This is a genomic window from Paenibacillus sp. FSL L8-0158, from assembly GCF_038592965.1.
GTDB classification, from domain to species: domain Bacteria; phylum Bacillota; class Bacilli; order Paenibacillales; family Paenibacillaceae; genus Paenibacillus; species Paenibacillus polymyxa_D.
In genome coordinates, this window is sequence record NZ_CP151949.1 from 3,199,214 (window position 1) to 3,214,688 (window position 15,475).

At 44.7% G+C, this 15,475-nt stretch carries 16 protein-coding genes and 1 riboswitch; of the genes, 1 reads left to right on the forward strand and 15 read right to left on the reverse strand.

Annotated elements, in window-relative coordinates; all coding sequences use genetic code 11:
* The first annotated feature begins 45 nt into the window (after positions 1-45).
* On the forward strand, positions 46-543 hold the full coding sequence (locus NSQ68_RS13810; RefSeq protein WP_307345592.1) for a C40 family peptidase: 498 nt from the start codon (positions 46-48) through the stop codon (positions 541-543).
* A 65-nt stretch (positions 544-608) separates the two neighbouring features.
* Here NSQ68_RS13810 and NSQ68_RS13815 read toward each other — a convergent pair whose 3' ends face one another.
* From NSQ68_RS13815 to NSQ68_RS13885, 15 genes are all read right to left on the reverse strand, one after another.
* The gene (locus tag NSQ68_RS13815; RefSeq protein ID WP_342426277.1) at positions 609-1,301 is read right to left on the reverse strand and encodes a response regulator transcription factor; all 693 of its coding nucleotides are present in this window, start codon (positions 1,299-1,301) and stop codon (positions 609-611) included.
* Between the two features lie 142 nt (positions 1,302-1,443).
* Positions 1,444-2,505, reverse strand: coding sequence for a ThiF family adenylyltransferase (locus NSQ68_RS13820; protein WP_342426278.1), 1,062 nt, complete (start codon positions 2,503-2,505; stop codon positions 1,444-1,446).
* On the reverse strand, positions 2,502-3,269 hold the full coding sequence (locus tag NSQ68_RS13825) for a thiazole synthase (protein WP_342426279.1): 768 nt from the start codon (positions 3,267-3,269) through the stop codon (positions 2,502-2,504). Before NSQ68_RS13825 ends, NSQ68_RS13820 begins: the two co-directional genes overlap by 4 nt.
* 2 nt (positions 3,270-3,271) lie before the next feature.
* Complete coding sequence (gene thiS / locus NSQ68_RS13830) at positions 3,272-3,475, reverse strand: sulfur carrier protein ThiS (RefSeq protein WP_307345607.1); 204 nt, start codon at positions 3,473-3,475, stop codon at positions 3,272-3,274.
* Positions 3,472-4,620, reverse strand: a complete 1,149-nt coding sequence (gene thiO / locus NSQ68_RS13835) for a glycine oxidase ThiO (protein WP_342426280.1) — start codon at positions 4,618-4,620, stop codon at positions 3,472-3,474. Before thiO ends, thiS begins: the two co-directional genes overlap by 4 nt.
* 64 nt (positions 4,621-4,684) lie before the next feature.
* Entirely contained in the window at positions 4,685-5,278 is a 594-nt protein-coding gene (locus NSQ68_RS13840) for a thiamine phosphate synthase (protein ID WP_342429116.1), read from the reverse strand.
* Positions 5,279-5,543: 265 nt separating this feature from the next.
* A riboswitch (TPP riboswitch) is annotated at positions 5,544-5,651 on the reverse strand.
* A gap of 94 nt (positions 5,652-5,745) precedes the next feature.
* Positions 5,746-7,299 carry an ABC-F family ATP-binding cassette domain-containing protein gene (locus NSQ68_RS13845; protein WP_023988981.1) on the reverse strand — a complete coding sequence of 518 codons (1,554 nt, stop codon included), beginning with the start codon at positions 7,297-7,299 and terminating at the stop codon, positions 5,746-5,748.
* 184 nt (positions 7,300-7,483) lie between these two features.
* On the reverse strand, positions 7,484-8,473 hold the full coding sequence (locus NSQ68_RS13850; protein ID WP_342426281.1) for a hypothetical protein: 990 nt from the start codon (positions 8,471-8,473) through the stop codon (positions 7,484-7,486).
* Positions 8,460-9,014, reverse strand: coding sequence for a hypothetical protein (locus NSQ68_RS13855; protein ID WP_342426282.1), 555 nt, complete (start codon positions 9,012-9,014; stop codon positions 8,460-8,462). The genes NSQ68_RS13850 and NSQ68_RS13855 overlap by 14 nt, the downstream gene beginning before the upstream one ends.
* A gap of 1 nt (position 9,015) precedes the next feature.
* On the reverse strand, positions 9,016-9,411 hold the full coding sequence (locus NSQ68_RS13860; RefSeq protein WP_342426283.1) for a hypothetical protein: 396 nt from the start codon (positions 9,409-9,411) through the stop codon (positions 9,016-9,018).
* A 40-nt stretch (positions 9,412-9,451) separates the two neighbouring features.
* Entirely contained in the window at positions 9,452-9,931 is a 480-nt protein-coding gene (locus tag NSQ68_RS13865; protein ID WP_023988985.1) for a hypothetical protein, read from the reverse strand.
* A 50-nt stretch (positions 9,932-9,981) separates the two neighbouring features.
* The gene (locus NSQ68_RS13870; RefSeq protein WP_342426284.1) at positions 9,982-12,066 is read right to left on the reverse strand and encodes a hypothetical protein; all 2,085 of its coding nucleotides are present in this window, start codon (positions 12,064-12,066) and stop codon (positions 9,982-9,984) included.
* Positions 12,056-13,891 (reverse strand): ATPase, T2SS/T4P/T4SS family, encoded by a 1,836-nt coding sequence (locus tag NSQ68_RS13875; RefSeq protein WP_342426285.1) that lies wholly within the window; start codon positions 13,889-13,891, stop codon positions 12,056-12,058. The genes NSQ68_RS13870 and NSQ68_RS13875 overlap by 11 nt, the downstream gene beginning before the upstream one ends.
* Entirely contained in the window at positions 13,892-14,749 is an 858-nt protein-coding gene (locus NSQ68_RS13880) for a hypothetical protein (RefSeq protein WP_342426286.1), read from the reverse strand.
* A complete protein-coding gene (locus NSQ68_RS13885; protein WP_342426287.1) occupies positions 14,746-15,459 on the reverse strand; it encodes a hypothetical protein in 714 nt (237 codons plus the stop codon). The genes NSQ68_RS13880 and NSQ68_RS13885 overlap by 4 nt, the downstream gene beginning before the upstream one ends.
* Positions 15,460-15,475: the final 16 nt, after the last annotated feature.

Here is a 15,475-nt window from a genome sequence, read left to right on the forward strand (position 1 = left end):
CTCAGCAAAATATTGCACAAATCAATTTTTGGAGGTACTTACAACATGAATATGCAGAAAATCATAAAAAAGGTAATTATAGCAGGGGTCGCAGCCACGATCGGCTTTGGTACTTTTGCAATTGAGGGAACAAATACGGCACAAGCCGCCACTACGACTTCAGTAGGCCAAAAAGTAATTAACTACGGTGAAAGATATATGGGAACTCCTTATAAGTTTGGAGCTTCCACAAGCACGACGCGCAATTTTGACTGTTCTTCTTTCATGAAGCACATATTCAAGAAATACGGAGTAAATTTGCCGCGTACTTCTGTACAACAGTCTAAAGTTGGACATGCCGTATCCAAGTCCAATTTGAAAAAAGGCGACTTAGTTTTCTTTTCAAGCGGTAGTCGTGCTACAGGACGCAACATTACCCACGTAGCAGTCTATATGGGCGGGGGTAAAATTCTGCACACTTACGGCGGACCTGGCGTGACCATCTCCGATTTGAACTCTGGCAACTGGAAAAGAACATACATTAAAGCACGCCGCGTGCTGTAGTATGAAACTCATTTTGAAATATGCGAGCCGGGACGAAAAGTTCCGGTTTTTTTATATGCCCAATACTATTCTGATACGGTTGGTGTTCTGAGTGAATAACCAATACCTCGTTCCGTACGGATCATTTTAAACTTATACCCCTTATCTACTTTAACCCTCAAATGTCTGATATAGACGTCTACTACGTTCGTATCAACGATATAGTCATGTTTCCAAACATCCTTCAGAATTTGCTGCCTGCTACAAACTTGGTTAAGATGTATCGCCAGATGAAGCAAAAGATCGAATTCTTTCGGAGTTAATTCCAGCTTTTGTCCCCCTCTGCTCACCATTCTGCTTGCATTGTCTATATGTATATCACCCGCCTCGATCGCCCTTTTCATATCACGTTCAATACCAAAAATTCGCAATAAATTAGCCACTCTAGCCTGGAAAACTCTAGGATAAAAGGGCAGAACGATCACATCATGTGCTCCTTGTTCAAAACAGGAAACAATATGGTCTTCCTCATCTGATGAAGTCATTGCTAATAGCGGGACATGAGGATGGTATTGCTGCCATGTGCGAAGCAAGCCTTGCGAAACCGTCTGTTCATCTTCTATATTGAGCAGTAACAAATCTACAGGATTATGGGCTACATAAGAGCTTGCATCCGTCGTATTGCTAACATGTACCACCTGATAACCTGCCTGCTCCAATGGACGAACAATTACGGGAGACGCTTCATTTACATTCACAAGCAAAATTAACGGGCTCATCTTTTCACCCACCTGGTTTGGACATAGCATTACATATTGGATACGAACAAGTTTGTGTTATAAGCCATTAAAGCATATTAATATTATTGTAACAAAAAAGCAGAAAATCATTCTCCAAAGAATGGCTTTCTGCTTTTATGGTTTAACCCAAATAGCGATGATACAGACTTCTTGCTTTTGCCACGTCCTTTGTCCCATGGATCAGCGCTCTGCCATCTGCAAAAACAACCAAGCGATGCTCGCTTGTACTAAAGGAAACCAAAAACGGGTTCCGTTCTACTTCCCCCTCTCCCAAAGAAGCAAATCTATCTGCAGTTTCTGCAAGATTCAGATGTATCGGGTTTGCTGGTCTAATTTGAACGGTATCCCTGCCGCACAAAACATCTGTTTTCTGCCGATGAGAGGCCGACAAATAGGGATACGTCGGTTGGCTGCCGCAAGAAGGACAGTTCTCCTTTTTAACGCTATCTACTGCTATCGCTACATACTCATTTTTCCACAAATCAAACGAAAGTAGCTTTCCTCTCAAATCTTCCGGATATCCGCCAAGAAGTTTGAAGGCTTCCGTAGTTTGGTTAGCCGTTACCATCTGTACAGCCTGCGGAATAATCCCGGCGGTATCACAGGTTTCCCCACCAAACGGTACAGTTCCCAGCAGACAGTGAAGACAAGGCGTTTGACCCGGTATAATGGTGTAGGTTACACCATAACTGCCCACGCATCCCCCATAAATCCATGGAATCCGATGCTTGAGTGCCATGTCGTTCATAAGAAGTCGGGTATCGAAATTATCGGTTGCATCCATTATGAGATCTACCCCCTGGATCAACTCTTCCAGCTCTTCCACACCAACATCCAGTACATATGCATGGATAACCGTTTCCGAATTAATATCCTTTAATCTTCGCTGAGCAGCTACTGCTTTGGGACATCTTTGCGCAGCATCACTTTCCTGAAAAAGCTGCTGGCGCTGCAAATTGCTCCATTCCACATAATCCCGATCTACGAGACTCACCGTGCCTACACCCCCACGAACGAGCGTTTCCGCAATACCTGTACCTAACGCTCCGGCACCTATGATTAGTACGTGAGAGGAAGCAAGCCGGCGTTGTCCTGTCGGGCCAAAGGGCGCGAATCTTTCCTGTCTGGAATAACGATCACTTGGATGTGTTCCTCCTGCACCGGATTTGTCAGTTACCTTCATGCCTGAACCATGCCTTCTGTCGGACTGCTTGCTGAAGCGTAACGTTTTACAGGAATCATGCCCGCCTCAAAACCATATCTCCCAGCACGAACAGCCAGTTTCATGGCCTCGGCCATTTTTACTGGGTCCTTCGCTCCTGATACGGCTGTGTTCAACAAAACAGCATCTGCCCCCAACTGCATCGCCATGGCCGCGTCACCGGGTGAGCGAATACCCGCATCGACAATAACTGGTACCTCTGCCTGTTCAATAATTAGCTCTAATGAAAATGGATTGAGCAAACCATGTCCTGTACCAATCGGTGAAGCTCCAGGCATAACGGCGTGTATTCCAAGCTCTTGTAACCTCTTTGCTAGAATCACATCGTCCGATATGTAGGGCAGAACGATAAAGCCTTCTTCTAACAGCTTTTCACTAGCTTTTAATGTTTCAAATGGGTCCGGCAGCAGTGTCTTGCTATCCCCAATGACTTCCACCTTAATCATATCGCACAGACCAGAGGCTTTTGCCAATTTGGCAATACGAATCGCCTCCTCTGCTGTTGTGGCCCCAGCTGTATTGGGAAGAAGTGTATACCGGGTCAAATCCAGCATATCGAGAAAATGCTGCTTGTCCCGTTCCTCCAAGTTCAATCTCCGTACAGCAAACGTCAATATTTCCGTCTCAGCAGCCTCTACGGCTTGAGATTGAATATCCAGATCAGAGAATTTTCCTGTTCCCAACAACAGCCTTGAGGTAAAAGATGTTTTTCCAATAGTTAACATGATCAACCGCCTCCCACAAAATGTACAATCTCTAGGCAATCTCCATCCTTCAGTACCGCTTCATCATGATCTTCACGGGTCAATATATGCCGATTCAGCTCCACCACTACGGTTTTCACCTTTACATCAAGCTCATGTAGCAATTGATCCACATGAGTGATTCGATTAGAAAAAGTCAGGCTCTGGCCGTTAATCGTCAGCTTCATAAGCTTTCCTCCTTGAGGAGCTCAGAAGAAAATCTACTTATCCCAAATTCAGCCGCACCAGCCCCATTAAGCATAGCTGCCATCGCACGCCCGGTAGCATCACTCAGCAGGACACCATTGCGATAATGCCCGACTGCAGCATATACGCCCTCGACCCCAGGAACAATGCCTATAAAAGGATGACCTGATACAGCCTGCGGACGTAAGCCCGCCCAAGCGCGTATAAAGGAAGCTTCACGGACGCGCGGCAGCCAGGCAGAGGCACGTGCCAGCAACCCTTCCAAGCCTCCTACGGTCACCTCTTCGTCATATTGATGCGGAAGGCTCGTTGCCCCAATCCAAAGCTCGTTATTCTGTTTAGGCACGAGGTAAATATCATCAGCATAAATGGTATATTCTAACGGGTGATCCTTCAAGGAGACCGCTACCGCTTCGCCCTTGACTGGATAAAGTGGATATTCAAACCCAACCTGCGCTAGCAATTTCATGCTATCCAAGCCTCCGGCAATAATGACCTGATCGCAGGAAAAAAAACCACTATCTGTGCGGACACCGCAAATTCGACCATCCTGTATGACCAGTTGCTCTGCCTCTGTACCAGACCATACCGTTGCTCCTAGCACCGCAGCAGCACCTGCATAAGCACGGCAAAGCTGGACAGGAGCCACTTGTGTCTCCTTTGAACGATATATTGCCCCGATCGCTTGTTCATCCAAACCTGGAATTCGTCGGGCCAATTCTTTCGCATCCCACCAGATAGGACATTCACCCTCTCGCGTTTTAGCAGCTTTCCAGCGTTTTTGGCCTTCAGTCTCCGTACGGAAAGGGGTCACAAACCCCTCAGTACGGAATTCCACCGAAATACCCGACAAACGCTCTAGATCACAGACAAGCTCAGGGAATGCATCTCGACTTATGCGAGCAAATCGTGCCAGCTCAGAGTCGGTGAACTCTTCACTTTCCGCTGCCAGCATTCCAACCGCTGCTCCTGAGGCTCCCTCACCCGGGATCAATCGTTCCAGCATAATCGCACTTCTTCCCTCCTTGGCCACATGATAAGCAATGGAACTACCGACGACACCTCCACCTATGACCAAGCATTCAGCGTGTCCAATCGCTCTTTCCTCTGTGTGTATCTTTAGCATTTGTTCCGTATCTCCTCTCCATAAACCCTTCTGCTTTCAGCTTACCTCTACTCTCGTTTTCTCACTACAGGCTGTGAACTACAAGGTCTGCCATTCGCCTATACTCCATTGCAGCTGCAACGGGCGACTCAGCCTCCCATATACCAGACATCACCGCAATTCCGCTTGCTCCGGCCCTATAAAGCTCCGGGATATGATGCGGTTGTATGCCGCCCAGCGCAATCACCGGAATGTTAGACAGTCTGCAAATATGTTCAAGCTGAGCTAAACCCCGCGGTACAATACCGGGCTTACAGTGGGTCTCATATACGTGACCATAAAGTACATAGTCCGCTCCTGCCCGCTCGGCAATTTGCACCTCCTCCAAGGAATGTACAGACACTCCACAGCGTGTACCCTTTGGAAGTAGGCTTTTCACATCCACAACAGGTAATCCATTAGCTGGTAGTTGGACGGCTCCAACCAAAGTAAGTAAAGCTACATCCACACGATCATTTACTACAATTTGTTGCAAAGGAACTTCCTGCTCCACCAGGCTGCGAGTCAAAGAAAGCAATGCAGAGGCACCATTTTGTTTTAAACGTGCGTGTACATAATGAACATACGGACAAATCACAGCAGCCACTTGGGCGGCTTGTGCAAAAGTGCCCTTTTCCATCAAAATTGCGTGTAATTCGATTTTGTCTTCACCTCACATTGGACTAAAGGATCTAAGCTTAGCCAGCCACGTCTACCAGCAGGAATGAAGGGGGATTGTATGTGAATCGTCTACGGAAGCTCGAACAACTTAAAATGAACGAAACGCAAAAAAACCACTTCCCCAAGGAAGTGGTTTAACGAACGTCCAATAATCGAACGGACCATGATATCCGTATACGTGTATCGTCCCACGCACAAACAAAAATAAAAATGGCGTTGTCTTGTTTGTACGGCGCTCACTTCCCTACGCTGGCATAACCCAGATCAGGTGCAAAGGGTCCGAAATCCATTTATTCCGTCTCAGCCGCATGGCGGCTCCCCTAGTGTGACTATTTTATTGTATAAGCTAAAGATAGCTTAGCATATTTTTCTAATTCTGCAAACCCTACTTCGAGTGAAATTTGCCAGAACTGGATTTAGTTGATTTTAATTAACTTTACTTGACCACTCTTCTACATTCCACGTTTTGGTTACCCAATCCTCGTAAAAGTCCGGTTCGTGAGATACAAGCAATACAGTCCCTTTGTATTCCTTCAAGGCACGTTTCAGCTCATCCTTTGCTTTAACATCCAAGTGGTTGGTAGGCTCATCGAACAGTACCCAGTTGCTTTCACGCATTAACAGTTTGCAAAGACGGACTTTAGCCTGTTCTCCACCACTAAGCGCAGATAGCGGACGCGTGATATGCTCATTCTTCAAACCGCAACGCGCCAAATGCGCTCGTACTTCATGCTGGTTCAAATGCGGGAATTCATTCCACACATCGTCAATCGGTGTAATTTTCTCCGCCTTTACTTCCTGCTCAAAATAAGCGGGCTGCAAAAAATCACCTTGATAGGTTTTTCCACTGATTGGCGGAATTTTTCCTAATATGGTTTTGAGCAATGTCGATTTACCGACACCGTTGTAGCCGACAATTGCAATCTTTTCGCCACGTTCAATCGTCATGGACATTTTAGGCAAAAGGGCATGCGTATAACCAATCTCAAAATCAATACCCTCAAATACCGTCTTTCCGCTTGCACGTGCTTCTTTAAATTGAAAGGTTGGTTTTGCGGCTTCTTCAGGCTTATCAATACGTTCGATCCGATCAAGCTGCTTTTCACGGCTCTTTGCTCGGCCTGATGTAGAGGCACGCGCTTTATTACGCTGAATAAAATCTTCCTGTTTCTTAATAAAATCCTGTTGCTTCTCATAAGCATCAATATGCTGAGCTTTGTTCAGATCCGCCATTTCAAGAAACTTTTCATAGTTAGCTGAATAACGGGTCATCTTGGCAAACTCAAGATGGTAAATAACATTAACGACCTGGTTCATAAATTCAGTATCATGTGAAATAAGAATAAAGGCATAGGGATAGTCCTTCAAATAGCGCGTAAGCCATTCAATATGCTCTACATCCAAATAGTTGGTAGGCTCATCCAGCAACAGGACGTTCGGCTTTTCCAACAGCAACTTAGCAAGAAGAACCTTTGTCCGTTGCCCGCCGCTAAGTGCGGATACATCCCGATCCAGTCCTATGGCCGACAGACCTAGTCCATTCGCCATTTCTTCAACCTTCACATCAATGAGGTAAAAATCCCCCATATCCAGTTGCTCCTGAATTTCACCCATCTGTTCTAGCAACACTTCCAACTCTTCAGGAGAAGCATCCCCCATTTTGTCAGTAATCTGCATCATTTCCTTTTCCAATTCCAACAAAGGAAGAAAAGCATCTTTCAATACATCACGTACCGTTTTGCCCGGTGTCAGCTTGGTATGCTGATCCAGATAGCCGTAACGCACACGTGGAGTCCATTCCACTTTACCCTCATCCTTAAGCAATTTTCCAGTGAGAATGTTCATGAGTGTTGATTTACCAACACCGTTAGCTCCTACCAAACCTACACGTTCCCCCGCAAGCAATCGAAAGGAAACATTTTTAAATAATGCGCGGTCCCCAAAGTTGTGGGATACATTTTCTACAGTCAATAAACTCATAAGCTGTTTTTGGCTCCTTATTGTCATCGGCGTTGCCGACTGTTCTTATTTCATATGCAATTCGTTTCTTTCAAAGCTTTATTGTAGCACATTCTGCAACCATATCGGAATATTGAAAACAGTGAATTTTAAGGTTTTTTGGTATGAATCTGCCTAAAAAAAGAAAAACCACCCATGAGGGTGATTATTTTAAGCCATTATAACATTTGTACTCAAAGTAACCCGCAGCTGCTGCAGATTTTTTATCCGTGAAACGTTCACTCGCTTTAAAGGGAGCTGGACATGAATCTCTATAAAAATATTTTATTCCAGTATCTGGTTCTATGCCACCGATAATGTCTTGCTTTCTAACGACTCTCCCACCACCAAATCCATAGTTATTGTAATACCTGTCTCCGACCGGAATGCCTTGGATAAACGCGATCAGCCCCACATCATCTACCGTGTTGTACCACTCCTCTTGCGGAATGATCGGTAGCGTGAACGAATAAGTTATGCCGTTACGTGCTGCTTTTTCGTTATGGACATTAATAATTCGCGCCAAGTCCTCTTGAACGCTGCGAACAATGGTGGAACGACGTATTTGCTCAAAAGTTTCTGAATTATTCAGCAAAGATATAGCGGTCTGATCCTGAAGTTCCTTTTGAAAGCCCACTACCCACCTGTGATTCCGAGCATCGTATGCGTGCACATAATTATCCAAGGTGAACCCCACACTGTTGCCTACTGAATCAACATAGGCATATGGCTTTTTTTCGCTCCATTTGTGGCCAATAGCAGCTTGTCCATGCTCGTCTGTATAGGCTTCTGAGGTGAACACATAATAACCGTCATAATCCAGAATTACAATGGCCGGTATGTAATCCAATAATGCACGTTGTGCTACTATATCCCCATCAATGCCTACATTAAGAAAAAGGGTGTGCAGGAACGTGTTCAGCGCTGCTTCTTTATCTACCCGAAAAAACTTATCCGATCCGTATCCGGCCTCGCGTTCCTGACGTTCATTCTGTGAGAGCACAACCCCTGCATCCTGAACTGCGGTACGGAGAGCCGACGTATATTTCATTTCTAGCTGCTGCACTTCACGCTGATTCTGCACCCGTAAGTCACTAACTACACCAAAGGGCAAAAACAAAAGTATAAATATGACTGCAAAATCAGTAATCTTCATTCAGAACCATGCCCCCGTAAGAAGCTGTAACTGCCGGCTTGCCGCTATCTGCCCCACCAAGAAGCCATGATTTGTACAAGTCCGCAGGAGTCCGATTCGTATTATGTACCCGGACCGTAAAATAATCCCCGGCCATCAAGGTATATCGACGCGTCTGATCTGATTTTGGCTGCTGATTGTCAGGAAACAGTACAGGCAAAATTTGCGAATTATAGTACCCATCATATACAGTTTCATAATTGCCCAGAAAACTGTCTGGCTTCGTGGCATCTGCATAGTCCGGTACATACTTTTTGTGCATATGCTCCAAGTCAACTTCGTACGTATTGCCTGTCAATTCCAGATCACGCATAAAATCGTTATACATCGTCGGTGTAATGTAACCTTCGGTTCTTACCATATCAACAAAACGTACAGTTGAATGATATGTATTTAACCCGGATATATCATCCTGCCGTTCAGCAGCTTGAGCTGCGGGTACGATGTACAAAAGCAATACAGCGAGCAGCGCCCCCAACAGCTTCGATATTGTTTGAACCACTTCAGTCTTCCCCCAATTTCTCAAAACGTACAGATGTTATGTCCCCATTCCCATTACGCTGCGGGTACATGGAATATAAAGAGGAAGCATCCAGGGCCGATACATCAGGCTCAAACGGTTCAGAAAATACATCATACTCTGTCCCGTCGACTTGAATCGAAATCCCCTCCTGTAAGTTCATGCGAATTGCCTGTATTACCTGAGTTCCTTTAATCCGTTCTGGCAACCCCACCCCAGCAGTACGGGCTATTCGCCCTTCAGAATGCTCCTCTTGCTGTGATCTTAATTCCAGTGCACCATCCAGCTGGCTGGACAAGTCTGCTGCCGTTACACATGCGGTTATGAACAGAATAACTGACACACCAAGCCGCAGCATACTCGAAGCGTGATCAGACATACTCTCATCCCCTTTATGATTATTATCTCTGCTGTAGTGCTTAGGACTGGGTAAACAACAACCCACGTACCACGTTCGATTTGTCTTTGACGATTTCAGCTTTAAATTTACCACTCGGATTTACGTATTCATTCTCTTTCTCATTAAGTGTATTCGTGATTTTTCCTGTCTTATCACTGCCACCATTCACGGCGCCATACTGTTCACTATCTGGGCTAATGTTCAGAGCATTACCGTACCACTGGCCTGCCATATTTTTGCCGGTTTTAATCTGAATGCCGAATTGGTCCTTCCCCTGAAACTTCCGCAGCGCATTGGTCACCTGGGAACCGCTAATCGTTGTGCCGTCATATACCGTAAAAGAGGCTTGAGACAATTCGGTCTGAATATCAGCAAAATTGTTTTGTGCCGTTTTAGTCGCCTCTTGGGCTGAAATAAATAGTATAACTACAATCGTAATTAGAGCGATGGTCAAAAATATCCCAGCGGCTACCTTTAAAGCTGTTGATGCGTTATTCATTATTTTTCTCTCCTAGCTTGTTATTTTGTATTAGTCATAGATTAACTTTCTTACTGAATTTTTTGTATTTGCTCATAATAGTTATCCATCTGAACAAAGCTCATGCCGATCAACGGAATCACCAAATATAAAAAGATAAGACCATACATTGGGGCAAAACCTATCATCCTTCCCCAGATAGCCTTGCTGTCTATTATTTTTTCATACTCCTGTTTTCTTTGTTCGAAATAGTAGGACATATGGGATTCCAAATCATCAAAGGCCTCTCGAATCGTAATTTTACCTAAAGACAAATGAAGCTTATCCACGAGACGTTGAAATTCCGGCAAAGGCGCTTCTTCTTTTAGCAAGTCGAGAGCTGCCTCTGGCCCATGTTCATAATGAAGCAAACATTTTTGCAGAGGTCTTTTGAATATAACTGAAAATCTGTTCAGCCACTCCAATATTTCTTCGACAGACATTCGTTCCATAACCCGCAAAATGGAAATAACTGTTTGAAATTGATACACCTCATGCCTCATATCCAGCCGACGCATTTTTCGTTGCAAATATAATAAAAGCATAGGCATTTGATAGGCTACATACCCAACAATCAAACTAATCAGCACTTCCCACCACTTGATGTATTCATCATTCCAATCTTTCAGCTTTTGTAGGATACGCCAAGTATTTGTGGATAACTGTTCAGGAGTAGCAGTTCCATTAGCATTATGCTCTAAAGCAGCGTACGTCTGTTCGTATGTGCTGTTCGACCTCATGTTCAGCGAATGCATGATTTTGCGATCAATCTCACTCTGCTTCAAAGCTTCTTTTTGCTCCACCGGACTTAAACGTCCAAACATTTGACCCGATTGCACTGGTGCGTGAAGGATATGCGTTTTCTCAGCTTCATGTAAATAAAATATCGTACTGATACTGAGCACCAATCCTATGATAAAAAGAGCCATTCTGCGTATGTAGAGCCACTCCAGCTTAATCTCCGCACCACTTTCCTTTAATAGGCGGGTTATTTGAAAATAAGAAGACATATTCTGACGCGGAATTAAAGAATCCACCACATTACGAATGATGGGAAAACGGTATAGCTTCTGCTCCCAAACCCTCCGTCCTCTACCCGCACGATATCCTGTCTCGTCGGTCTGCTGCAGCTTCTGTAACAGGAAATAAGATACGATTATCACAATATAAACGGACAATTTTGTGATATAACCCAATTTTCCCTGATAAAACTCATCCATGGAGGGAAAGCTGGATCTCGCCCATGTCTCGATTGGGATGGTAAAGAAAACAGGTGCCAGTGCGATCACGTTTAGACTTTTTAACAGATAGTCCAGTTTATTTCTTCGCAACAACTCCAACTGGATTTCGCGTGCGAGACTGCCGAGCCCCTTCAAATAAATGGAGCCACCCTCCTCCACCCGATCACCAAACTCCATTACCATATACGAGATACCGGCAAAAGCTTTTAAAAATCGATTAGGAGCCGACTCATAGTATCTTTCCAACGCTTCGTGAGGATCAACATCTGTTAGCGCCTCATGGATGAGTCGTGCGTGTCTCCCGGCCTCTGCCTCCGCCAAATCGGCCGCTTCGGATATGGCTTCCTCCACCATGCCGTGCTGATGGTAATAATGGCGTACATTGGCGAATAATTCGATCATCTGTGCAAGTAGCCTTTTTTCCATCCTGCTAATGGCCATATCCAAAATAAGACTGTTGATTACCACTCCGCACAAAACGGCTAATATAGCAAACTCTATTCCTGGCTTCATCATGACCAGCACAACACCACTGCAAGCAAAAGCCCCCCAGATGAACAGTGTCATCTTCATACTCTGTAGGCGAAGCCTGTACTCATCGTAGGCATGCTGACCAGCTAGTCGCTTACGTACACTTGTGATGTATCCGGATAAGAAAGGGACCTTCATACACAGCGTGTACAACTTATGCAGTAAGGCTTGCAGCTCACGTTGCAGTACCGCTTTTCCCTTGCGCCCTTCCTTCACAGAATAAATTCGTCCTCTGCGAACTGCATGACTACTGCGCTTACGCAACCCCCATAAAGCTATATATAGAAGCGTAAAGCCCCCACCTGATATAAGTAAAATCCATAATAAAATTTCTTTAAGACTCATAGTCTTCCTCCCAATAGCGGGTCAAAAAACTACGGAAATTTCTGGCATCATTTACATTCATCTGCTCACACATTTCTTGTACACTTTTGGCTGTTAAGGACTCCATCGGTATATAGCTTCCGTTCCGATATTCCATAACGTGGCGGTAACTGTAGCTCATTGAAGCATTGGAGCCTGCATCCGTATGATCCGGATCACGCGGCACACATTCTGTGATCCGTTCGATGTAGCGTCGCCCTTCCGCATCACGTTTGAGATGCACATCAAAGTTAATGACATGAACTACCTGTTCCTCAGCAATGCCTTCATGCTGAAATACTCCTGTTTTGAGCAATGAATTACGAAGTGAAAACACGAGATCACGAAATGTTTTGGCATGATGAGTAAAAATGGTGAATAGACTGGCAACCTGCGACATTTGAATCATCCAAGCAGCTACTTCATCACTTGCTACTTCGCCTAGTATATTGACGGTTCCATCTGTTTTTTTCTGTAAGTCAAGCCCTTGTTGTCCTGAAATATGATCCGTTTCTCGAAAGCTAAGAATGTTACGGCGACTGTAGATGCTGCGTAGATGCAGTTCAAAAGCCATTTCCTGAACACGAAGCGTATACGAAGCATAAATATGCTTGACCATCGCCATTAACAACGTCGTCTTACCTGAGCCCTGCGCGCCTGTAATAGCAGTAATCCGGCTGCCTTTCATTAAATAAGAAAGTAGCTGGATTGGAAAATCAGCATTTTGTCCCTTAATTAACTGTTCCAGCGATGCGCTTTGAATATCAAATTTACGGACAAAGAAAGCCCACGATTCTGAGAAAGGAGGTCGTACCACCACTACCCGTGACCCATCCTTCATTTCATTGACTTTATAACCATTCGCTTCGGAAAGCTGTCCCGGGTAATTGTATTTGTAAATATTTTGGCACACCCTTTTAAGTTCACGCTCAGATCCGAAGGAAAGGAATGAAAGATGGATCGTTTTACCTTTATAAAAAATCCATACGCTCTCATAACTATTGGCAGTAGGCATAGATGTTTGTTCAAATACATATCCATCGGAAGGCCAGTCTGATGATGCAGGAATCCCACCTTCCGGCATACCACTGACGCCCCCACTTACACCGTCGATCCGCTGGTCACGAATATCATCAATGACGGAAAAGCCTTTGTAATGCTGATAAATCCGCTGGACAATAATATCCACCTTCTCCAAAAAGGAAAGGGGCCGGTACTCACAGTCATAGATATAACGAATGTCCTCTGCGGTAACGAGATAACTTCCATCTTCTTCACCTTGCTGTGAATATTTCATTTCGGCCAAGTCATAAGTATCCAGTAAACGTGATAGTGCATCAGCGCCAAACTTCTGCTGGTATTGGTAAAATATAATTTCGAATTGATCCTGTATGCTAAACAACTCAGGTCTGGAGAATGGCATAACAGTATCGACGATTTTCTCGTTCAAGCCGTAACCGTGAATCAAAAGCTCAGCCATCAGATTTTTAACAAAACGTTTATCTCCACTGCTACCATTGGCACAGTCTTTTAACGCCCTGCGAAGTTCCGCCCTTTGATGGATACGCCGTCTATATTCCTCTTCATGCAATCCGGCGTCCGCCATCTGGCTATGACTTAGTTCATGAAGTGCATTTTTGATATACTCTATTAATGTTTCGAATGTGGCATCTTCGTTCTTCTTTTCTACCTGAAGTGTTGAATGTCGCGAGTGAAAATTCCCTCGATATTTAACAATAATCAGTACGATGCACATCAATACTATACAGGTAAGAATCAATCCGTTGAGCATTTGAGCGGACAGCATTTAAGCGCCCCTCTCCAAAGCCTTGAGCCGAAGATCGGACTCTGCCGCCTCCAGAATAGCTTTGCTGATATGACGTATACTCTGCGCCCATCCTACAGGCATAAAAAGCTTGCGGTGCTGCCCTTTTCCACCTCGTACCTCACGCTGCACATGGCCGATCACATCCCTGCGGTTCCATGCATCCATAAATCCGGTGTTATAAGGGACTGTATACAGAGCACCTTTGTAGCCATATCTCCTGCGAATATTCGTTTCATTCACTTGAGAATGCACATCATATTTTCCAAGTACTATTAATAAGGGTAACGATGAGTAGGTAGATAACGGAGACACGGATTCAAAATAAGCGTCTAACTCTCGCATATTCTGAGTGAGTGAAAGAACAGCCAGTTTGGCTCGTGCACATGCTTCATGCTGTACAGCCCCCCACCCTGCTCCACTTCCTGCATCAATCAGCGTTAAATCATAATATTGATTCGCTGTATCAATTACTGCCCGTACAAGCCCTGGAGACAGTAACGGCGGTGCAGCTCCAAAGCTTGAGGTTCCCTCAAGTACATCCAAAGTATGTTCGAGTACAGGTGTCGTATAATTACGAATATTTTCTTTAGACAGTGTCCCTCGCAGAACTAAACGTGCGGCAGCATCCCAGCCCCCTTCCTGAAGCTGTAGGGTTGGATCATCCATACCATACTCTTGTATAGGTAATCCTGATTCAATACCGGTATATCTACGGCCCAAATGAGTCAATAATAGTCTTCCTCTATATAGATTGCCTATGGTAATTGCTATTGCTGCCGCCAAAGAGCTACTTCCACTAGCCCCCTTAATGGGGCTCCAAAACAAAATGGTACTCATGCTCTACTCCTTTCCGCACGCTTTAGCGCACGACGACTCACCTTTAATTCCCAACTCATCCATTCCCCAATACAACGGCATAATTCTTTCTTATACATTCTGGATAGCGGTTTTAGTAGTAGCTGTTTTTTATGCTCATTTTCCAGTTTCAGAGCAAGCAACCCCTCATCCCATGGCAGTATATATGGCTCTTGCATCCAAGATGCCGGGAAATGGTTCATGTATTCCCACAGATACGGCTCCTCCAGACCACAGTCCACGGCCTGTAAAAATAGCTTGTGAAATACAAGATCTTTGGGAAATTCAGGTTGACTGAATAAATGCTCAAGCCAATTCTGTCCGTTATGCATTAGCATGCGGCTATAATCACTGACCCACACTCGCAGTTCTGCCTTTTTCCAAACAGAAATTGGACAAAAATCAAGTAACTCTACATCCAAAATAATAATGTCATAAACCTGCTCCGCCTTCTGATCAGCCTTCATACCTATATGCAGGTCTTCCCATGCTGTAAATCCAATTGCTACATCAAAACCACTAAACTGCGTAATGGGAAGTGGTTTGTCAAGCATCCCTATGCTATACCCATATCGTCCCCGCAGCGTAGCATCCACAAGCAGTACCTTTTGGCCGGAAGCTGCTAATATGCTGCTGATGTATAACAAGGTATCGCTTTTGTCACAAAGCCCGGCAAATATCCATGTTTTCATACTTCCGTTCCTTTTC